Below are 21735 nucleotides of genomic sequence, written 5' to 3' on the forward strand. Positions count from 1 at the left end.
ATGCTCACTGGCTTTCTTCAGCTGTGCTGATCATGGCAGCGACTTCAGCTTCCGCAACCTTTACACCATCAACTTCTGCAACGCATTCATATTTCGAGATATTTGCACGCTGCTTGATCTTCTTTACGTGAAGTAGAAGTCGATCACCCGGTATAACCGGACGACGGAATTTCGCATTGTCTATGGTCATGAAATATACCACGCCAGGACGTCCGGTTTTGCGCTGAAGCAGCGATATAGCACCAGCTGTCTGTGCCATGGCTTCGACGATCAACACGCCTGGCATGATCGGCTTTTCAGGGAAGTGGCCCGTGAAATGCGGCTCGTTGATTGTCACATTCTTGATGCCCGTCGCAGAGACATCACCGTCGATGTCGACAATCCGGTCGATCAGCAAAAACGGATAGCGATGCGGCAACACTGCCAGAAGATCCTGGATATCTGCTGCTTCCAGCTTTGTCTGATTTGCATCACTCATCAGAGGATTGTTCCTTTCTCGATTGCCCGATGCTGCGTATGTTCGCAATATCGCGAAACCACTGCTTGATAGGCCGCGCAGGAATACCACCCCAGCGTTCCCCATCGGGTATGTCATTCATAACACCGCTCGCTGCGGCAACCTGCACACGCGAACCGATAATCAAATGATCGGCAAGTCCCACGCGCCCGCCCAGCATTGTCTGATCGCCAATGACACAACTGCCGGAAATACCGCAATGTGCGGCCACGATACAAAAACGACCAATCCGCACGTTATGCGCAATCTGAACCAGATTATCGATCTTTGTGCCTTCGCCGATAACCGTGTCATTCAACGAACCGCGATCAATCGTGGTATTGGCGCCAATTTCGACATTGTCTTGAATGATGACGCGGCCAAGCTGGGGAACCTTCTCCAAACCGGCAGGACCCGGAACATAACCGAAACCATCCTGTCCAATCCGGACACCCGGATGGAGAGAAACTTGATTACCAATGAAAGCGCATTGGACGGTGACGCCTGGGCCAATATAACTATTGCGCCCGATCTGGCTGCCTTCGCCAATAACCGCCGTTGAGGCGATCAGCGTCCCGCTGCCAACAGTTACTCCCTTGCCAAGGACTGCGCCCGCCTCGACGGTTGCGCCATCTTCAATATACGCAGTCGAATGAATAATCGCCGCTGGAGAAACGCCTGTTTCTCCAAACCAACTGACAGGTCTGACGGATGCTGGAAACAGCATTCGGCCAACAGATGCGAAATCCCGTTGCGGATTACGCGTAACCAGTGCCGCTATATGCGACGGCACACTGTTTACAAGAGCTTCCGTGCAGAGAACGCCCGCAGCATTAATAGAAGAAAGACCGTCGGCATTCTTCTTACCCTCAACGAATGCAAGCGAATCGTCTGTCGCATCCTTTAACGATGAAAGACGCGCGACGGAACGCGGCGCAAGCTTCGGATCGCGAAGGCTTGCACCGGTAAAATCTGCTATATCGCCAATCGTGAGTTCACGCGAAGGCGCGAAAAAAACAGGATCTGCCATCAAAACACTTTCTTTCCCGGGGTTGTTATACCCCGGGAAAAGGCAAATCTATTAGAACTTGGTCGAAACACCGAAGTTGAAGTTCTGCACCTTGTCGGTATCAGCCTTCGCAATCGGGAACGCATAATCGAAGCGCAGAGGACCGAACGGCGAGGCCCACATCAAGCTTACACCTGCCGAAGCGCGAAGTTTCTTGTCGTCGCCAAGAGCGCCTGGGGTATTATTGCCGTAAAGTGTTGCTGCATCCGCAAACAGAGCACCACGAATACCGAGGCTTTCCGGAACGAGCGGCATCGGGAACTGAACTTCAGCCGTACCGTTGAAATAGGTCGTGCCACCCAGCCAGTAGCGTCTACCGCTGTCAGAATCCTGATAAGGGCCGATGCCGTTAAACTTGAAGCCGCGAATAATGTCCGAATTGTTCTTGAACAAATCGAAGATGCGAACGCCGTCATCTCCAAACTCGTGGATATACCCACCACCCACGCCCAGCATACCGACAATATCGGCTTCCTGCGAAAGCGTCTTGTAGTAGTTAGCCTTGGCGGTCGTCTTGATATACTTCGCATCGCCACCGAGACCAGCAAACTCCTGAGTGAACTTGCCATAAAGACCATCATGCGGGTTCTTCATGTCGTCGATGGAGTTATAGGTCAGCGAATAGCTGATCGAAGAACGAAGCCACGGACTATGTTCAGCTGCCTCAAGCAAAGCAGGGGCATAAAAATCATCTCGGTTCGAACGGAACAGGTCATACTTTTCCTGAACCAGATTATACGCGATACCTGCCGAGAAATTGTCCGTGATCGGCAGACCGAAACGGATGGTGCCGCCGGTCTGTTCGACGTCGTAATCGTCATTCACGCGGTACGTGCGACGGAATACATCGAAACCAGCCGAAAGACGGTACCCGAGGAAATATGGTTCGGTGAACGACAGGCCGTAATTGCGCATATCGTCCTGACCGGCACCCGCGCTGATACGGATGTACTGGCCGCGCCCAAGGAAGTTACGCTCGGTGATAGCAGCTTCAACCTGCGCACCCGGCGATTCACCACCGGTCGTATAGCCGCCACCGATCGAGAATTCACCTGTCGACTTTTCGACAACGTCGACGACCAGAATAACCTGATCCGGCTCGGAGCCAGGCGCGGTCGAAATATTGACCGTCTGGAAGAAATCAAGCGCTTCGAGACGACGCTTCGCACGCTGCACCATGACCTGATTGAAGGCATCGCCTTCATTCATGTCGAACTCGCGACGAATCACGAAGTCACGGGTCTTATCGTTGCCGCGGATTTCAATGCGCTGGATGTAAGCGCGTGGACCCTCGTCGACACTATAAACGACTGAGATCGTATGGTTTTCGAAGTCACGATCACCGCGCGGCTCAACCTTTGCGAAAGCATAGCCGCTACCAGCAACATTTTCGGTAACCGCAAGAACTGAATCTTCGATTTCCTTGGCGCTGTAAGGCTTACCCGAACGGGTCTTGACCAGATGATCCAGAGCCTGCCCGTCAACACCATCAACGTTGCTCTCAACGCTTACATTGCCGAACGTATAACGCTGACCTTCATCGACTGTGATGGTGATCGTGTACTCGTTCGTTGAAGGATCGAGAACTGCATTCGATGAAATGACGCGGAAATCCGCATAGCCGCGATTATAATAGAAACGACGGAGCGTTTCCTCGTCAGCCTGCAGACGACCTTCATCATAAACGTCATTACGTGTCAGCCACGAAAGTGGATTCGAACGCTTGGTCGAGATCACATCGCGCAGACGGCGGGCGCTGAACGCCTGATTACCGACGAAATCGACATTCGCGATCTTCGTGCGCGAACCTTCGTTGATTTCATAGACGACGTTTACACGCCCCTGACCAAGATCAACGGTACGTGCATTAACGGTCGCATCGCTGCGCCCGATATGTGCGTAGGCACCCTTGATAGCCTCAACGTCTGCTTCCATCGTCGCAGCATCGTAAGGCGAACGCGGCTTGAGCTGAACAGCGCGGTTCAGATCAGGGTCCTTGATCTTCTTGTTGCCCTGAAAAAGGACATTGTTGACCACCGAACGCTCGGAAACATTCACAACAAGCGTGCTGCCGGACTGATTGATGCGAACATCCGAGAACAACCCCATCGCGAACAAACGCTTCACCGCAGCATCTATATCAGCGCTGGTAAAGGCCTTGCCCGGACGAATATCAATGTTGTCACGGATGGACTGTGCGTCGACGCGAGTGTTACCACGCACTTCGATACGGCTAACGACAGCCGCTTCAGCTACATTGACCGAAGCCAGTGAGAGTGCAGCAGTACCCGAAGCCACAAGAGCCACTGACATGGCGAGCGCAGAAGCGGCGCCAAAGAATTTAGAACTTGCCGTCATAGGCTTTCCGAACCTTCGTTTCTTTCTGTCCCCGGGGCGATTAACCCAGAAAAGCACGTACAGATACAACCGTCATACCCGGTTTTTCCATACAAGCAAGCGTCACGGTTAAATTCTGTTTACTTAAGCAACCAGCGTGGCATCCGCGCCACGCGATTTAAGCGTTATGGTAAACAAATCGCTTAGCTTTTCCGGCAGTCACTCCCAATTTTCACTTCTGTTTAACACCTTACCCGATCCTCATCAGAGAAGATGCGTATCATAGCAGTTAGCTGACTGGAACCCTCCAGCCTGCACCGATCCCCAAGATCACCACCTGAGCCAGCCGGAGAGTCATCTAGCAGGCAAACAGGTCGTTGAAAAGTACGAACCCCATGAATCCCATAACAAGAAGGAATCCTGCACGGTAGAAAATTTCCTGCGCTGCCGTTGACACCGGACTGCCCTTTATGGCTTCAATCGCATAAAATACCAAGTGGCCGCCATCCAGCGGCGGCAGCGGAAACAGGTTCAGCAGCCCTATACCAACGGACAACATCGCCATCAGTTGAACGAGCCACTCAAACCCCTGACTCGCCGCCTTCCCGGCCATATTGGCAATCTTGACCGGACCGCCAAGCTGACACTTGTCCTCACGCCCAACCGCGAAACGCTGGAAGAACTCTCCCGTGCGGCCGATAATATAGCCTGTCTCCATGACGGCTTGTCCCACTGATTCGAGAGGACCATACTCAATTCGGCGGAAATTACCGACTGCTTCGGTAGTCTCCACGCCGATGGCACCAAGCTTGATCTTGTTTCCAAGCGGGTCCGTCCGCTCGACAATTGCCGGAACGGCCTGAATATCCACCATCTTGCCATCGCGCTCAACAGTGAAATTCAGCTTGTCTCCCGCGCGACCGGACACGATGCGCTGCACATCTGAAAAAGTCGTGATCTTTTCACCATCAACACTGATAAAGCGATCACCAGCTTCAAACCCCGCCTCAGCTGCGGGACTATCCGGCTGGACGCCAGCGATCAGCGGATCGGAAATCTGACGCCCATAAAGCGCGAAGAAGACGCTGAAGATCACGATCGTCAGGATGATATTGAAAGCAGGGCCAGCAAAAACGGTCGCCGCACGCTTCCACACCGGTTGCGTATGAAATGCCCTGCGCTGCTCGTCTTCATTCAAGCTTGTATTGTCAACGCCGACAGGAGAACTCGTGGCACTCTCATCACCGATGAACTTGACATAGCCGCCAAGTGGAATAGCGGAAATCTTCCACCGTGTCCCGCGACGATCCGTAAAGCCGATCAGTTCGGGTCCAAAGCCGATAGAAAATGCCTGTGAGCCAATACCGCACCAACGCGCGACCAGATAGTGGCCCATTTCATGGACAAAGACCACAACGGTCAAAACGAAGAGAAATGGTATGATGGTCCCGACAAGCAGGCTTTCGCCACCCAGAAAAAAGGCCAACGCCTCCTGCAAAGCACTACTCCTTACAAAACACTATCGAGCCAACGAAGAGCAGAATGGACTTGAGCAATCCGTAAACTCATTCGTTGCGCCCTTAGAAACTAAAGAAAATCGCGGACGGTACGTCTGGCTCAGCGAAAATTGCACCAAACAAGTACAAAAGTGCGGCAGCGGCTACAAGCCCGTCGACACGATCTAAAACACCACCGTGCCCAGGCAGCAGGCGTCCCGAGTCCTTTGCGCCGAACTGGCGCTTCACCCATGATTCTGCAAGATCACCTATCTGCGAGACGATAGACAGCAGCAAAGCGAGAAGCGGTACGCCCCAACTGCCGGGAGCAGCCACCAGAGATGCGACCAGAATTCCTCCGGCGACGGCAGCAGCGGCGCCACCAATGGCGCCGGACCAAGTCTTGTTCGGTGAAAAGCGAGGAGCCAGTTTCGGCCCGCCAAGCGCCCGGCCATTGAAATAGGCCGCAATATCCGTGGACCAGACAACGGCGAAAAGGAAAACAATGGCAGTAAAGCCGAATGGTTCGTCGCCTCTTAGAAGCGAGAGGGACACAGCAGAGAAACCGGCATAAAAAAGCCCGGCTGCTGGCCAGCCGCGACCTGTCCGCCATTGCGTGACCAAAAGAACAAGAGTGCCTACAAGCAGAACACCAATCGTCAGCAATGCACTCCGGTCCATCACAAGCAGAATGCTGGTAAGTAGCAGCCATCCCCAGCCAAACACGCGCGAAAACGACGTCTGTTTCGATGTGGTCAAGCTTGTCCACTCATGAAACATCGCCAATCCGATCGCAATCGAAAACAGCGTAAAACCCAAACCGCCGACCCATGTCAGCCACAACGCGGCTGCACCGAGGACAATGGCAGTAATTATACGGGTTTGCAGATTGGACATTGAGACCTTTCGACGGACTGGCTTACGCCATACTAGAGCATGTTCAGTGATTCTGATCTTCCTGAACCACTTTAGATTGCCGCCCCCTTGGTCGAAGGGCATACGACTTCTTCTTCAGTCTCGTTCAGCCCGGCGCGTACTTCAACGCCGCCAAATCGACGCTCGCGCTGGCGAAAAGCCTCATAAGCCGCATCAAGATCGGAAGACCGAAAATCCGGCCAATGAATCGGCAGGAATAAAAACTCGGAATACGCTGCTTGCCAAAGCAAAAAGTTCGACAAACGCATCTCCCCACTGGTACGAATGATGAGGTCCGGATCGGGTATCCCGGCAGTATCGAGATTTGCGGAAATCAATTCACTGGAAATAGAGGCCGGATCAAGTCGCCCGGCAGCGACATCGCGCGCCAAACTTCGCACGGCGCGGACGATCTCATCGCGGGAACCGTAATTGAAAGCTATGATCAGGTTGAGGCCGCTATTGCGATGCGTAAGCGTCTCCGCTTCGGTCAGCAGCGCGCGGATATCGGCCGCTAGTTCCTCGCGCTCGCCAATAATGCTGACCCGCACATTATGGCGATGCAGTTCTGCAAGATCGCGACGGATGAAAATCTTCAGCAAACCCAGAAGGTCATTCACCTCCCCGGTCGGACGAGACCAGTTTTCTGAAGAGAATGCAAACAATGTAAGGTAGTCGAGACCACGATCCCCGGCTGCCCGTACGGTCTCACGAAGAGCTTCCACGCCCGCCCGGTGTCCGGCGCTGCGCGGCAAACTGCGCGCCTTAGCCCAACGGCCATTGCCATCCATAATAATGGCGATGTGGCACGGATCGGACATGACGAAGCTCTCCCTCAATGAAAACCATGCAAGTCCTAGACCTGCATGATCTCCCCTTCCTTCACTGCAACAACCTTATCCATTTCTGCAATGGTTTCGTCGGTCAGCTTCTGCACTTTTTCAGATAGAACCCGGCTGTCATCCTGACTGATGAGGCTGTCCTTCTCCAGCTTTTTCAGTGTGTCCATGCCGTCACGACGAACATGACGGGCAGCGATACGACCCTGCTCGGCATACTGATGTGCAATCTTAACCAATTCCTTGCGGCGTTGCTCGTTCAATTCCGGCAGCGGAATGCGAAGCGTCATGCCGTCGGTAATAGGATTGAGACCGAGACCAGAATCGCGAATTGCGCGTTCCACAGCGCCCACCATGCTCTTGTCCCAAACCGAAACCGAAAGCATGCGCGATTCGGGAACGGTGATATTGGCGACCTGATTGATCGGCATCGTCGAGCCATAGGCTTCAATCACGATCGGCTCCAGCAAGCTTGCCGAAGCGCGGCCCGTACGCAGACCGTTAAGGTCATGCTTCAAAGAGTTGATAGCGCCTTCCATGCGGCGTTTCAGGTCGTTGATGTCAAAAGCATCACTCATGCATTTTCTCCTTCGATACGCAGCAAGGGTCGATCAATTATCGGAAACAATCGTGCAGCGCCCCTTACCTTGCAGAATTTCGGCCAAGCCGCCGTTTTCATGGATGGAATAGACTATTATCGGAATGTTGTTCTCACGCGCAAGGGCAACAGCAGCTGTATCCATGACTGCAAGCCCACGATCGAGAACTTCTTTGTGCGTCAAACGGTCAAACCGCGTTGCGTTCGGATCCTTCTTGGGGTCCGCAGAGTAGATTCCATCAACCTGCGTGCCCTTCAAAAGCGCATCGGCTTCAATTTCCGCAGCGCGAAGAGCTGCGGCCGAGTCCGTCGTGAAGAAAGGATTTCCGGTGCCGCCAGCAAAGATCACAACCTTGCCCTCATCCATATAGGCCGTAGCCTGTCTCTGCGAAAAGCTCTCACAGATTTCGGGCATGGCGATGGCCGAAAGCACGACTGAATCGACACCGATCTTGTGCAGGGAGGTGCGCAGCGCCAGCGAATTGATGACCGTGGCCAGCATGCCCATGTGGTCGCCCGTCACACGGTCGCCGCCTTTGGAAGCCACAGCGACGCCACGGAAAATGTTGCCGCCACCGATCACGACGCCAACTTCAACGCCGAGCGACCGTGCCTGCTTGATATCGTTTGCAATGCGGTCCGCAACGGAAACATCGATCCCAAAGCCCTGACTGCCCATCAATGCCTCGCCGGAGGCTTTCAAAAGGACGCGTTTGTAGGCGGGCTTACCGGACATTGGATGCTCTCCGCAGATTGTGATCAAGTGGTTGTGTTGGGGTTCCGATACACGAAGGGCACCGCGTTGTCACGCGATGCCCTTCATAATCAAAAGCCTTTTCTGGCAATCAGCGCATTCCCAAAAACAGAAACAGATCTCTAGGACAAGATGCGCTGAAGATCAGAGCCGTTTTAGCTCTTGACAGCAGCGGCTACTTCAGCAGCAAAATCGGTTTCTTCCTTCTCGATGCCTTCGCCGAGGGCGATACGGACAAAGCCGGTGATCTTGGCCGGCGCACCGATGGTCTTTTCAGCTTCCTTGAGGGCAGCTGCGACCGTCAGGTCAGGATTGATGACGAAAGCCTGCGAAAGAAGAACAACTTCCTCGTAGAACTTGCGCATACGACCTTCGATCATCTTCTCGATGATGTTGTCTGGCTTGCCGGATTCACGAGCCTGCTCGATGAAGATCGCCTTTTCGCGCTCGGCAGCAGCTGGGTCAACGTCTTCAGCGGTCAGAGCCAGCGGGTTGATGGCGGCAACGTGCATGGCAACCTGACGACCGAAAGCGTTTGCAGCTTCTGCGTCACCGGCGGTTTCGATTGCAACGAGAACACCGAGCTTGCCGAGGCCATCAGCGACACCGTTGTGGATGTAGGTCGCGACAACGCCCTGCGGGACGGTCAGCGCAGCCGAACGGCGGAAACCAATGTTTTCACCGATGGTGGCAACGGCGTCCTTTGCCGTTTCGGTAACGGTCTTGCCGTCAACATTGGCGCTGGCAACAGCTTCGGTCGAACCATCGGTCGACAGAGCGGCCTGGGCGATCTTGCGGACGAGATCCTGGAAAGCCTCATTGCGGGCAACGAAGTCGGTTTCGGAGTTGACTTCAACAACAACAGCCTTGTTGCTGGAAGATGCAACACCAACCAGACCTTCGGCAGCCGTACGGCCAGCCTTCTTGTCGGCCTTTGCAATACCCTTGGCGCGCAGCCAGTCAACGGCAGCTTCGATATCGCCATTGGTTTCAGCAAGTGCAGCCTTGCAGTCCATCATGCCGGCGCCGGTGAGGTCGCGGAGTTCTTTAACGAGAGATGCGGAAATGCTCATGTTGTCGCCTTTCATGAAAGCGAAGGCACACCGGATGGGTGTGCCAACTTTTAACCGGCGCTTGGTTTCTGGATCGCGATTAGCCTTAGTATTGCACTTCAGGAATCACTACCCCGCACCGGGATGAAACGAGATTATCCACCCGCCCTATCGCTGATATGACGGATGGATGAAATCATACGCTGATTAAGCGCCTTCAGCCGGAGCTTCGAGGGCTGGCTCAACCGGAGCTTCAGCCTGTGCACCGATGTCGATGCCCATTGCGCCCTGCTGACGAGCAATGCCGTCGAGTGCTGCGCGAGCAATCAGATCGCAATAAAGAGCGATAGCACGTGCGGCGTCGTCGTTGCCCGGAATCGGATAGTCGATCTGGTCTGGATCACAATTCGAATCGATCACTGCCACAACCGGAATACCAAGGCGCTTGGCTTCCTGAATAGCAATCGCTTCCTTGTTGGTATCGATGATGAACATCAGGTCTGGAACTGAACCCATATCCTTGATGCCGCCGAGAGCACGATCAAGTTTTTCACGCTCACGCTCAAGATTGAGACGTTCCTTCTTGGTGAAGCCCTGGGCTTCGCCAGCTAGCACTTCATCAAGCTTGCGCAGACGCTGGATCGAGTTGGAGATCGTCTTCCAGTTGGTCATCATGCCGCCAAGCCAGCGCGCATTGACGTAGTACTGTGCCGAACGGTTGGCGGCATCGGCAATGATGTCCGAAGCCTGACGCTTCGTGCCGACGAACAGAACGCGACCGCCGCGAGCAACGGTGTCCGAAACGACCTTCAGCGCATTGTGCAGCAGAGGAACGGTCTGGGACAGATCGAGAATGTGGATGTTGTTACGGTCACCATAGATGTATGGTGCCATTTTCGGGTTCCAGCGGTGGGTCTGGTGGCCGAAGTGAACACCAGCTTCCAGAAGCTGGCGCATGCTGAAATCAGGCAATGCCATCTTTATTTTCCTTTTCCGGTTTAACCTCCACGGGCTGAGGCGATTTCTCGCCACCGGAGGTTTTTGCCGGATTTCTCCCGACAAAAGCCCAATCCCGTGTGTGGAATAGGCGCGCTGTTAACTGATCACGCCGCAAAATGCAAGTCGTCTACACAATATAGCGTCGTACAGGCGAACAAACACGCCAAACAGTATACTTATTTGCAAGTCGCAGCCTGCTTTGCCGCATCGTAGACATCAAGCTTCACAAGCTTTCCACGCATAGAGAAATCTCCATAGTCCATGGTGAGGTCACGAGTAATACCATTGCGGTAGAGCTTAAAATTGATACGGTAGATCGGCAGGCCATCCTGCTTTTCCTTGTCATCAAAATAGGCAATCGTTACCGGCCAGACCTGATCCTTGGAAAACTTGCCCATGATCTTGGTCTCATCGTCCGGTAAAGCTTGCTCCTTGCCGACGACGACAGTAGTGGCAACCACCCGATCAGCATCTTCGGAAGCATCGAAAAGCGATGTCTGGTAAAATTTCTGCCCGGCTTCCGCTTTGCCGATCAGTTCTTCCATGTGCCCGGTCGGGAACTGCGTTCCCTTGAGATCCAGCTTGTTTTCCTTCGGCTTGCTCAGTTCAACGATTGTCTTCCCGCCCTCAAGCTTCGCATCGCCGCGCACTTCCTTGACCAGTTCCTTGTCCACGAAGGTCTTGTTGACGAAGCGGAAGTTCTTTCCGTCCGCGCCCTCGAATGTCGTCGTCTGCTGGTCGGTCACGCGCTGCGGCTGTTCCTCCATATCAATGCGGGTCACGAAACGGAAATTGGTGGTGTAGCCCTCGCACGCAGATCCATTGAATTCATAGACCATACGACCGGTCAGACCGCTGATGCCCGATTTTTCATCGGCGCGATCCAGGGTCAGATCATAGACCGCCCGGTGTGGAACCAACGTTACCGTTGAGGCCGCATTGGCAATGCTGGCAAATCCGGCCCACATGCAAGCAGCCGTTCCGCTCGCCACAACCGCACTCTTGAAAAAACGCATGCATGAATCTCCCGATGAGTTGACGCGCATGATAAAAAAACTCGTGGCGGAAGCGAGGCAAAAAACGCACCCTTCCCAAAAGCTTCACCGATTCTGCCTATAGGTAGGTCACGAAGCACCTTTGCAAGCAAGGATTAATGCAATGACCGACACAATCGACAGTCGCCTTAAAAATCTGGGCATATCCATTCCAGAAGCTGCGGCACCTGCTGCCAACTACGTTCCTTTTACCCAGAGCGGTTCCCTGCTTCTCACATCCGGCCAGCTTCCGCTGGACGGCGGCAAGCTTGTGCATACGGGCCGGATCGGCGATGAGCTGACGGTTGCGCATGGACAAGCTGCGGCGCGCGCCTGCGCCATCAACATCCTTGCTCAGGCAAAGGCCGCTCTCGGCAGCCTCGACCGCATCAAGCGCATTGTGAAGATCACCGTCTTTGTAGCCTCCACGCCTGATTTCGTCGAACAGCATCTCGTCGCCAATGGCGCCTCCGATCTCCTCGTGGCGGTTCTCGGCGATGCCGGCAAACACGCCCGCTCGGCTGTTGGCGTTGCGAGCCTGCCCCTCAACGCACCTGTCGAAATAGAAGCGATCATCGAGGTTGCCTGAAATGACTTCCATCGACTGGATCAAGAAACGTCCCGTTGCCCATCGCGGATTGCATGATCTCAACAAGGAGCGCTGGGAAAACACGCTTTCCGCGTTTGAGGCTGCAGCCAAAGCGGGTTTCGCGATCGAATGCGATGTTCATCTCACCCGTGACGGTGGCGTTGTCGTGTTTCACGACGATGATCTGAAACGTCTTGCCGATCACGAAGGCAACATCAGCGATTTGACGCTTGCCGAAGCCACCGCACTGAAGATCGGAGGCACTGCCGATCATGTGCCGACGCTTCGCCAGATGCTTGATCTGGTCGATGGTCGTGTTCCCCTCGTCATAGAGCTGAAGGGCATCGAGGGCAAAGATGACGGTCTGGTTGCCGCTGTAGCCAAAGAACTGGCGTCCTATAAGGGTGAGGCCGCGATCATGTCTTTCGATCACCATCTGATCCGCCGGTTTTCGTCCGATGCGCCGGGAATTCCCGGCGGCCTCACCGCCGAAGGCACGCGCACGGAAGACTTTGAGCGACATTTCTCCATGCTAGCGCATGGCATCTCTTTCGTTTCCTATAACGTGCATCACCTGCCCAACCCGTTCGTGACCTTCGTTCGGGAGAAGTTGCAGATGCCGGTAATCAGCTGGACCGTCCGGAATCGCGAAATGCAAAAGCATAGCGATCTCAATGTCGACCAGATCACGTTCGAAGGCTTTGATCCACGCGCCCTCCTAGCTTGACGACAACACGCCGAACGCTGCAAAATATGCGCGATAACGGCAAAGGAATAGCGGTGAACGACGAAGATCCGCAGAATGAGCAAAGTTTTGTTCTTCGTGTCGTTGAGAATATCAGCGAATTCACGGCAGACGAATGGAACAGTCTTGTCGGGGCCTCCCGGCAGGACACGCATTATAATCCCTTCATTACCCGCAACTTCTTGCTTGCTCTGGAAGAATCAGGCTCGGTTTCGCAGAAAGCGGGCTGGCTTCCGCGCCATTTGCGCCTTGAAGATGATCAAGGCCGCCTCGTCGGTGCTGTGCCGAACTATCTCAAGGGACATAGTCAGGGTGAATATGTCTTCGATCATGGATGGGCTGACGCGTTCGAACGCGCCGGAGGTCGATATTATCCGAAATTTCAAGCCGCAGTGCCGTTTACCCCGGCCACCGGCCCACGCCTCCTCAATCACATCGCCTATGAAAACGAAGCGGTCCGTTTGGCGCTGGCTGGCGGATTGCGGGAACTGGCCGATCAAAGCGGCGTTTCATCGGCGCATGTCACATTTGCGCTGCCGGACGAGATTGCCGCGCTGGAGCGCGCAGGATTTCTTCATCGCACAGATCAGCAGTTTCACTTTAAAAACAATGGCTTTAAAAGCTATGATGACTTTTTGAATGAGCTTGTTTCGCGAAAACGCAAGGCATTGAAAAAGGAACGGCGCGAAGCCCTGTCGGATGGCATCGAAATCGATTGGCTAACCGGTAGCGATCTCACAGAAGCCGTCTGGGATGATTTCTTCGCGTTTTATATGGATACCGGCAGCCGCAAATGGGGACGGCCCTATTTGAACAGGCAGTTCTATTCACTGATCGGCGAAAGCATGGCGGAAGACATTCTGCTCGTCATGGCCAAACGTAATGGACATTACATTGCCGGTGCGATCAACTTCATTGGTGGCGATACACTTTTCGGCCGCCATTGGGGCTGTATCGAAGATCGCCCATACCTGCATTTCGAGGTTTGCTATCATCAGGCAATCGATTTTGCGATTGATCGACAGCTCAGCGTCGTGGAAGCCGGAGCACAGGGCGAGCATAAAATCGCCCGTGGCTATGTACCGGTCACGACCCATTCGGCACATTACATCGTCCATGAAGGCTTTCGAAACGCCGTGCGCGACTATCTCGATCATGAACGTCGCGAAGTCGAACAAATTCAAAGCGCCCTGGAAGAACACTCGCCGTTCAGAAGTGCATAAGCCTGTCCGCCTTGCCTAACGCGACTTGATACGGTCTGATCCTGTCAAACATTTCGCATTGGAGAATCGCATGTCCGCCACCTATGACGACAACAATATCTTCGCCAAAATCCTGCGCGGCGAAATCCCTTCCACTCGCGTTTATGAAACGGATGATGTCATTGCCTTCATGGACGTGATGCCGCAAGGTACGGGTCACACACTGGTTGTGCCAAAAGCACCGTCCCGCAATCTGCTTGATGCCAAGCCGGAAACTCTTGCGAACGTTGTTCAGGTCGTGCAGAAAATCGCACAGGCTGTAAAGAAGGCATTCAATGCCGATGGTGTAACCGTCATGCAGTTCAACGAACCGGCCTCGGGCCAGACTGTCTATCACCTGCACTTCCATGTGATCCCGCGCTTTGAAGGCGTGGCGCTCAAGCCCCATACCGGACAGATGGAAGACGCAGCCGTCCTTTCTGCAAACGCTGAAAAAATTCGTGCAGCGCTCTGATATGACTCATACTTTCAAAGTGTAAGCAGGCCGATTACCAGCAGGATTTCTGCAACCAGCACACCGACAAGCAGTCGCTTGCCGGTAATGATAAAGGCGGCAAATCCTGCCACGGCAGAACCCGCGCGGAGCCAAAGGGGCGAGTTAGCCAATTCTCCATTGGGATAGAGAATAAGCTGCGCGATAACACCTGCAACCAGCGCGGTCGCGACGCAGCGCACGAGAACAAGCGCCTCAGAATCCTCCCGTACCCGCCCGCCAACCAGCACGCCCATTACGCGGAACAGATAGGTTGGAAGTGCGCCAGCCAGCAGAATAAACAAAAACGGCCACCACCAGGTCGAAAAACTGTCCCAGTTCATTCGGCTGCTCCTACGGCTATGCGGCGCATCCGATGAAACCCGAAGGCTATCAGCCCACCGAGAACACCCGTAATCAACAGGTCATAGCCCGGTGCCAGATGATGAAATATGGGAAACAGAATGATCCCGGAAATCATTGCGACCTGCCCTGCCCGTTCTCTCGCCGAACGCCAGAGCGACGTCAGAAAATACATCGGCGTCAGCAGGAAAAGTGCAGCGAAAACGATAGGCGGAAAAGACGTCGATAACGAATAGACGATAGCCACGACAATCGCATTGGTTCCGACTAAAACCATCCCGATTCCGGCAAAATAACTGGTTCGCATATCACGCGGGATTTTGTGCAGCTCTTCCATGGCCATGACCCAAGCGGTGACGGCAACGAAATGACAAAGGGTCATCAATGTCAGCTTCCGCGTTTTAGGACCCTGCAACTCGGGAAGCAGCGCGACCACCATCGGCATCAAACGCACGGATGAAAGCCCCACCGCGAGAGCTGTGGCAGGCAAAGCCACACCTGCACTGATCGCTCCGATTAGAACGACCTTTGCCGGAAGCGCCCAGATAGTCAGTGTCATGAAAACGGCTTGAACGACGGTGATTCCGCTTTCAATTGCCAGTCCCGCAAAACCGATGAACGAACTCATCAGCAAAACAGCCGGGATACTGCAAATCCGCGTGCAGCCGCGCAAGAACCATCGCAGATGATGATCTTCTGATTTGTGTTCAGGATGATCGGAATGAATCGGTGACATTGCGTCACGTTAGAGCAAGCTCCGAGCAAGTTGCACCCGGTTTTTACGCTCAGACCGGAAAACCTCAGTTTTCATTCACGCCAGTTTCATACTCAAAAACAGAACGGCCCTCCGAGAGAGCCGTTCAGATTGCTCGTTATTTCTTACGCGGGACTTTCGGCACCGAAGATTTGGTCGCCGCGGCCTTCGAAGAAGATTTCGATGCAGGTTCAGCCTTGCCAGCTAGTACCTTTTCCTTCTCGGCCTTCTTCGGAGCAGCCTTCTTGCGTTGCAGCTGCTTCTTTTCAGCAGGGATATCCTTCTTCGGACTTACCGGCTTATCAGCCACGCTTTCCAGCGACAAATCGGTCTTTCCGTCCGGTTTCGTCACGACATCCACACGGACCGTTCCACCATGCTTGAGTTTTCCGAACAGCACTTCATCAGCTAACGGCTTCTTGATGTGTTCCTGGATAACCCGCGCAAGCGGACGTGCGCCCATGCGTTCATCGTAACCCTTGTCAGCCAGCCAGGCAATTGCGCCTTCGGTCAGTTCGAAAGTCACGCCACGCTCGGCAAGCTGTGCCTCAAGCTGAAGCACGAACTTCTGCACGACCTGATGAATGACCGGAACCGGCAACGGACCGAACGGAATGATCGCATCCAGTCGGTTACGGAACTCAGGCGTGAACAAGCGGTTGATCGCTTCCATGTCATCGCCTTCGCGTCGCGTGGAACCGAAGCCGATTGCTGCCTTGGCCATATCCGACGCACCGGCATTGGTGGTCATGATGAGGATCACATTGCGGAAATCGATCTTCTTGCCGTTGTGATCGGTCAGTGAACCATGATCCATTACCTGCAACAGTATATTGAACAGATCCGGATGCGCTTTCTCGATTTCATCAAGCAGCAGCACGCAATGCGGATGCTGATCGACGCCATCAGTCAGGAGACCGCCCTGATCGAAGCCTACATAGCCCGGAGGCGCACCGATAAGCCGCGAGACGGTGTGACGTTCCATATATTCCGACATGTCGAAACGTAGGAGTTCCACACCAAGCGAGCTTGCCAGTTGCTTGGCGACTTCCGTCTTGCCGACGCCGGTCGGACCGGAGAACAGATAGGAACCGATTGGCTTGTCCGGTTCACGCAATCCCGCACGGGCGAGCTTGATAGACGCCGACAGCGCTTCGATCGCCAGATCCTGACCATAGACGACACGCTTCAATTCAGCATCCAGATGCGACAGAACCTGTTCGTCATCCTTCGATACCGACTTCGGCGGGATGCGAGCCATCGTCGCGATTGTCGCTTCGATTTCCTTCACGCCGATGGTCTTCTTGCGCTTGTTTTCAGGTAACAGCATCTGGCCGGCGCCGGTTTCATCAATCACATCGATTGCCTTGTCTGGCAATTTGCGATCCGAAATATAACGCGCAGACAATTCCACCGCCGTCTTGATGGCATCGACCGTGTACTTGACCTTGTGGAAATCCTCGAAGTAGGGCTTCAGCCCCTTCATAATCTCAATCGCATCCGGGATCGACGGCTCATTGACATCGATCTTCTGGAAACGGCGCACCAAGGCGCGGTCCTTCTCGAAGAACTGACGATATTCCTTATAGGTCGTCGAGCCGATGCAGCGAATGGCACCGGATGAAAGCGCAGGCTTCAACAGGTTCGATGCATCCATCGCGCCGCCCGAAGTGGCACCAGCGCCGATAACCGTATGAATCTCATCGATGAACAGGACCGCACCCGGATACTCTTCGAGCTCCTTGACGACTTGCTTCAGACGTTCTTCAAAGTCGCCACGATAGCGCGTGCCCGCCAGAAGCGTGCCCATGTCGAGCGAGAAGATCGTCGCATCGGCAAGCGCTTCGGGAACCTGTCCTTCAACAATACGCTTCGCGAGACCTTCGGCAATGGCCGTCTTGCCGACGCCAGGATCGCCCACATAAAGCGGGTTATTCTTGGAACGGCGGCAGAGTACCTGTATGGTACGGTTGATTTCGCTATCACGCCCAATCAGCGGATCGATGCGCCCGGCCTTGGCCTTTTCATTCAGATTGACGCAATAAGCGGACAGCGCATCCTGCTTCTTCTTGGCGCTTTCTTCCTGTTCCGTGCTAGTACGTTCTTCGCTGGCACTTTCCGCGCCGCGCGGAGGGCGGGTTTCGTTGCTCTGCGGCCGTTTTGAGATGCCGTGCGAGATATAGTTCACGGCATCGTAACGGGTCATCTGCTGCTCCTGGAGGAAATAGGCGGCATGGCTTTCCCGTTCCGCGAAAATAGCAACGAGCACATTGGCACCGGTTACTTCCTCACGGTTCGAGGACTGCACATGGATGACCGCGCGTTGAATAACGCGCTGGAAGGCGGCAGTTGGCTTCGAATCTTCATCATAACCTGTGACGAGATTATCGAGTTCGCGATCAATATAATCAGTAACGATACGTTTGAGATGCTCAAGGTCGACGCTGCAGGCACGCATCACTGCTCCCGCATCCTGATCGTCGATCAAGGCAAGCAAAAGATGTTCGAGCGTCGCATATTCGTGATGCCGCTCGTTTGCTATTGTGAGGGCTTGATGCAGGGCCCTTTCAAGGCTTGGGGAGAACGATGGCATATGACCTCACTTTTTCTCCATCACGCATTGCAGCGGATGCTGGTTTTGGCGGGCGAAATCCATGACCTGACTGACTTTGGTTTCGGCGACTTCGTATGTAAATACGCCGCACTCGCCGACCCCGTGATTGTGAACATGCAGCATGATGCGCGTGGCATCATCCTGGTTCTTCTGGAAAAACCGCTGCAGGACATGAACGACGAACTCCATGGGTGTGTAGTCGTCGTTGAGGAGCAGGACACGATAGAGGCTGGGCTTCTTGGTTTTCGGCTGTGTACGCGTTACCACAACGGTGCCGTTTTCCGGACCATTTCCGCCGTCGGTCTTGCTTTGCATGACTAAATCGAGATGCCTCATGAAACTATAATCCGGATGCCCATCTGCCTGACCCAACTTGCCCTATTATGTAGGTCGTCATGTGGTGATTTTAAGCCCTTCATTGGCACTTGCAACCGGGACTTATTGCAATAGCGAGGCTTGACACAGTTATGTGCCATCGTCCGAATGAAAGGCCCTCGCAAAACAGGCCTATATATAAAATAGCCGATGCGATACAGGCCCCATAAACAGCCCCTCTAATACTTGCGGGCCATAAACTGCGCTCAATAGAAAGCGGATTACAAATTGCCGTTTCGGCATATGAAAAAAAATACTAATTTACATACATAATCAAAATAATAATAAACGCATTTCAAACTAGCGACTTTTCAGAACACACATACTCGAGAGGCTGCCCCCCTTCCAACCAAATAAGGCAGCAGTAGATTAAACTCGCGAAAGCGAGTTTTTTTGTGTTTCTGGCGCAACCTTCGCTCCATTGAGATACAAACCGTATTAAAACGACACATCTTCGTGAGCAGTCGAAACAGGCATATGCGGCCCCACGCAGGCATTGCCGCTTTTTCAAAATTTTTCCGAAATTTATGAACAACGCAGTTACCATAAACGGATTGGTAACGCTGATGGCAGTAGGATCACCGAATTAGACGCTGTGTGCCTTTTGTGCAGCAGTTCAAAAAATCCGGGATACAGGTAGGTCATCATCGTGCGTACCGCATTTAGTAAAGTCGCATATGCCTTGAAAAGAGCGGCGCAAGCCACCCTTCTTCTTGCAGTTGTAACGGGGTGTTCAACAGCTTCGACAACGATACCGGCGATAGCGGCAAGCGATAGATATGCAGCTATTGTAATTGATGCGAATACCGGCAAAACACTTTTTGCCTCGAATGCGGATGCCCAACGCTATCCTGCGTCCCTCACTAAAATGATGACCCTATACATGCTGTTCGAGGCAATGCAGGCCGGCCGCATGAACAAGGACACACGTATCCCCGTGTCCGCCTATGCGGCCGCACGTCCGCCTACGAAAATCGGCTTCCGTTCGGGACAGAGCATTCGTGCTGAAGATGCCGCGCTTGCCATGATTACGAAATCCGCCAACGACGTAGCCACAGCTGTCGGTGAATATATCGGCGGCTCCGAAGAACGTTTCGCTCAGATGATGACAGCGAAGGCGCGTCGCCTTGGTATGCGCAGCACGACGTTCCGCAACGCATCGGGCCTGCCCAACATGGCACAGCATACGACTGCACGTGACATGGCGATCCTCAGCATTGCGCTTCGCCAGCACTTCCCAAATGAATTCTCCTATTTCTCGCGTCGCAGCTTCGTTTTCCGCGGACAAACCATCAACGGCCACAACCGTTTGCTCGGTCGTGTCGAAGGCGTGGATGGCATCAAAACCGGTTATACAAATGCATCCGGTTATAACCTGGCTTCCTCAGTCAGCTTGGATGGTCGTAGGCTTGTAGCCGTCGTTATGGGTGGTAATACCGGTGCCAGCCGCGACGCCCATATGACTCAGCTGATCCGCAAATATCTCCCGATGGCAACGCGCAGCCGCAACGCTGCACCGTTGGTCGCCATGCGTAACGATGCACCGCAGGTCGTCGCTTCGATTGATCTTCCAAAAGCTAAGAATGCACCTGTTCCGGTGAACCGTCAGGTAGTGGCCGTGGAAGATGTCATCAACAATGAAAGCGGCGAAGGCGACAGCGACCAGCCACAGGTTCTGGCACTTGCTGCACCAACTGCGCGTCCGGCTGCGCTTGCTGCACAGGCGGCCATTCGCCCAACTCCGAAGGCCGCCGTTCCGTCTGCGCAGGGCGAAGATGTCGATCCAGTCACGACCGCATCCGCTCCTGCTGCTGGTGGCTGGGCGATTCAGATTGGCTCTCTGCCTAGCGAAGACCAGGCACGGGACATGCTGGCCAAGGCTTCTGCCACGGCGGGTAGCATGCTGCGCGCAGCGTCGCCCTATACCGAGACCTTTAACAAAGGTAGCACAACTTTTTACCGCGCGCGCTTTGTTGGATTCTCTTCCAAGCAGGCCGCATGGGATGCATGCACATCGCTGAAAAAGAAAAATTTCGGCTGCTATGCAATCGCGAACTAATCGATTGCGAGGGGCTGTGCTCCCTCGTCGCCAGTTTCAAACCCGAATTTGTAATGCGTAGAGGGTTTCGAGATGTCAAATATGAGAGAAACTTTCGGTCAACCACCGTTCAAAACAGCTGACTGGACTCACGATGAAGGTAAAGCCTCAGCGTTCGGAGCGTTATTCTCGGTACAAGGTCTCAAGCAGACAGCCCTGCGAATTGCCGACGTAAGACGCGGCACCGGCTTTCAGACCAAAGATCTCGTCGGGCTGCTCGTCTGCCATGCGGCCCGCAACAAGCGACTGGTTCAGCCACGAGCTTCCATGCGGATGACCCTGCCGGTGAATTTCGACCGAGTTTCAGTTCGTCTGACGATAGAAAACTGATAGATCACAGATGAAATGATAAAGGGCCTGCCGGTTAACCGCAGGCCCTTTATCATGAGTCAACTTCAAAGCAATCCTAGAGCTGCCAGCTCCTGCCGCAATTCTGCAGGCAAGGCAGCTCTGCCCGTTTTACCGGCGGCCTCATCACGCGGGACTTCATTTTCAGCTAGATAGCGCCACCCCTGAAAGGCGCGGCGCGGCTGCCACTCGGTCGGAATGATCCTGGGTTCGAGAACAAGATGGCAGCGATTGATGCCCTGTTCGTCCGTGAACGGGCGGACATCCAATAAACGCTGACGGCATTGGACATTGCCCTTGATAACCCAGTAGAGCGAACCGCCTTCCAGCAGCTCATCAATCCGTTTCGGCACCATTCTCGTTGTATGAAACTGCTCCGGCATCAAACCGGCAGCGCGCTGTTCCGCAAGACGAAAATCGATCCATGCTGCGAGATCTTCTATACTGTCACAGCCGACGCAAAGTTTGACGAGATTGAGAGCCATAGAGGTGATTTAGCCAAGACGAATGCAAGCTTCAAGCCTGA

At 54.0% G+C, this 21735-nt stretch carries 22 protein-coding genes; 6 read left to right on the forward strand and 16 right to left on the reverse strand.

Annotated features, from left to right (window positions below; all coding sequences use genetic code 11):
- Positions 1-4 precede the first annotated feature (4 nt).
- From fabZ to eipB, 11 genes are all read right to left on the reverse strand, one after another.
- Positions 5-478, reverse strand: coding sequence for a 3-hydroxyacyl-ACP dehydratase FabZ (fabZ, locus tag JNC70_RS11105; protein WP_104756356.1), 474 nt, complete (start codon positions 476-478; stop codon positions 5-7).
- On the reverse strand, positions 471-1526 hold the full coding sequence (gene lpxD / locus JNC70_RS11110; protein ID WP_104756357.1) for a UDP-3-O-(3-hydroxymyristoyl)glucosamine N-acyltransferase: 1056 nt from the start codon (positions 1524-1526) through the stop codon (positions 471-473). Before lpxD ends, fabZ begins: the two co-directional genes overlap by 8 nt.
- 51 nt (positions 1527-1577) lie before the next feature.
- Positions 1578-3923 carry an outer membrane protein assembly factor BamA gene (gene bamA, locus JNC70_RS11115; RefSeq protein WP_104756358.1) on the reverse strand — a complete coding sequence of 782 codons (2346 nt, stop codon included), beginning with the start codon at positions 3921-3923 and terminating at the stop codon, positions 1578-1580.
- Positions 3924-4260: 337 nt separating this feature from the next.
- Positions 4261-5400: an RIP metalloprotease RseP gene (gene rseP / locus JNC70_RS11120; RefSeq protein ID WP_104756359.1), complete on the reverse strand. Its 1140-nt coding sequence runs from the start codon at positions 5398-5400 to the stop codon at positions 4261-4263.
- A gap of 82 nt (positions 5401-5482) precedes the next feature.
- Positions 5483-6295: a phosphatidate cytidylyltransferase gene (locus JNC70_RS11125; RefSeq protein WP_104756360.1), complete on the reverse strand. Its 813-nt coding sequence runs from the start codon at positions 6293-6295 to the stop codon at positions 5483-5485.
- A 71-nt stretch (positions 6296-6366) separates the two neighbouring features.
- Complete coding sequence (locus JNC70_RS11130) at positions 6367-7134, reverse strand: isoprenyl transferase (RefSeq protein ID WP_104756361.1); 768 nt, start codon at positions 7132-7134, stop codon at positions 6367-6369.
- A 35-nt stretch (positions 7135-7169) separates the two neighbouring features.
- The gene (frr, locus tag JNC70_RS11135; RefSeq protein ID WP_104756362.1) at positions 7170-7730 is read right to left on the reverse strand and encodes a ribosome recycling factor; all 561 of its coding nucleotides are present in this window, start codon (positions 7728-7730) and stop codon (positions 7170-7172) included.
- Between the two features lie 33 nt (positions 7731-7763).
- On the reverse strand, positions 7764-8486 hold the full coding sequence (pyrH, locus tag JNC70_RS11140; RefSeq protein ID WP_104756363.1) for a UMP kinase: 723 nt from the start codon (positions 8484-8486) through the stop codon (positions 7764-7766).
- Between the two features lie 173 nt (positions 8487-8659).
- The gene (tsf, locus tag JNC70_RS11145; protein WP_104756430.1) at positions 8660-9577 is read right to left on the reverse strand and encodes a translation elongation factor Ts; all 918 of its coding nucleotides are present in this window, start codon (positions 9575-9577) and stop codon (positions 8660-8662) included.
- A gap of 186 nt (positions 9578-9763) precedes the next feature.
- Entirely contained in the window at positions 9764-10534 is a 771-nt protein-coding gene (gene rpsB / locus JNC70_RS11150; RefSeq protein ID WP_104756364.1) for a 30S ribosomal protein S2, read from the reverse strand.
- A gap of 197 nt (positions 10535-10731) precedes the next feature.
- A complete protein-coding gene (gene eipB, locus JNC70_RS11155; protein WP_104756365.1) occupies positions 10732-11571 on the reverse strand; it encodes a cell envelope integrity protein EipB in 840 nt (279 codons plus the stop codon).
- A 142-nt stretch (positions 11572-11713) separates the two neighbouring features.
- On the opposite strand from eipB, the gene JNC70_RS11160 reads away from it, so the two are divergent.
- The 4 genes from JNC70_RS11160 (at position 11714) to JNC70_RS11175 (ending at position 14639) form a co-directional block, all read left to right on the forward strand.
- Entirely contained in the window at positions 11714-12178 is a 465-nt protein-coding gene (locus tag JNC70_RS11160) for a RidA family protein (RefSeq protein WP_104756366.1), read from the forward strand.
- A gap of 1 nt (position 12179) precedes the next feature.
- Positions 12180-12905 carry a glycerophosphodiester phosphodiesterase gene (locus JNC70_RS11165; RefSeq protein WP_104756367.1) on the forward strand — a complete coding sequence of 242 codons (726 nt, stop codon included), beginning with the start codon at positions 12180-12182 and terminating at the stop codon, positions 12903-12905.
- Between the two features lie 53 nt (positions 12906-12958).
- On the forward strand, positions 12959-14146 hold the full coding sequence (locus JNC70_RS11170; protein ID WP_104756431.1) for a GNAT family N-acetyltransferase: 1188 nt from the start codon (positions 12959-12961) through the stop codon (positions 14144-14146).
- Positions 14147-14216: 70 nt separating this feature from the next.
- Positions 14217-14639: an HIT family protein gene (locus tag JNC70_RS11175; protein WP_104756368.1), complete on the forward strand. Its 423-nt coding sequence runs from the start codon at positions 14217-14219 to the stop codon at positions 14637-14639.
- A gap of 14 nt (positions 14640-14653) precedes the next feature.
- Here the strand turns inward: JNC70_RS11175 and JNC70_RS11180 are convergent, their stop codons facing one another.
- From JNC70_RS11180 to clpS, 4 genes are all read right to left on the reverse strand, one after another.
- A complete protein-coding gene (locus JNC70_RS11180; RefSeq protein WP_104756369.1) occupies positions 14654-15001 on the reverse strand; it encodes an AzlD domain-containing protein in 348 nt (115 codons plus the stop codon).
- A complete protein-coding gene (locus JNC70_RS11185) occupies positions 14998-15648 on the reverse strand; it encodes an AzlC family ABC transporter permease (protein ID WP_104756432.1) in 651 nt (216 codons plus the stop codon). The genes JNC70_RS11180 and JNC70_RS11185 overlap by 4 nt, the downstream gene beginning before the upstream one ends.
- Positions 15649-15892: 244 nt before the next feature.
- Positions 15893-18367: an ATP-dependent Clp protease ATP-binding subunit ClpA gene (gene clpA / locus JNC70_RS11190; protein WP_104756370.1), complete on the reverse strand. Its 2475-nt coding sequence runs from the start codon at positions 18365-18367 to the stop codon at positions 15893-15895.
- Between the two features lie 6 nt (positions 18368-18373).
- A complete protein-coding gene (gene clpS, locus JNC70_RS11195) occupies positions 18374-18703 on the reverse strand; it encodes an ATP-dependent Clp protease adapter ClpS (RefSeq protein ID WP_061346484.1) in 330 nt (109 codons plus the stop codon).
- 709 nt (positions 18704-19412) lie between these two features.
- On the opposite strand from clpS, the gene JNC70_RS11200 reads away from it, so the two are divergent.
- Positions 19413-20822, forward strand: coding sequence for a D-alanyl-D-alanine carboxypeptidase (locus tag JNC70_RS11200; RefSeq protein WP_104756371.1), 1410 nt, complete (start codon positions 19413-19415; stop codon positions 20820-20822).
- 72 nt (positions 20823-20894) lie between these two features.
- Complete coding sequence (locus JNC70_RS11205; protein ID WP_104756372.1) at positions 20895-21191, forward strand: hypothetical protein; 297 nt, start codon at positions 20895-20897, stop codon at positions 21189-21191.
- Positions 21192-21256: 65 nt separating this feature from the next.
- Here the strand turns inward: JNC70_RS11205 and JNC70_RS11210 are convergent, their stop codons facing one another.
- Positions 21257-21694, reverse strand: coding sequence for a DUF1489 family protein (locus JNC70_RS11210; RefSeq protein WP_104756373.1), 438 nt, complete (start codon positions 21692-21694; stop codon positions 21257-21259).
- Positions 21695-21735: the final 41 nt, after the last annotated feature.

The organism is Brucella oryzae (assembly GCF_041929965.1).
Lineage (GTDB): Bacteria > Pseudomonadota > Alphaproteobacteria > Rhizobiales > Rhizobiaceae > Brucella > Brucella oryzae.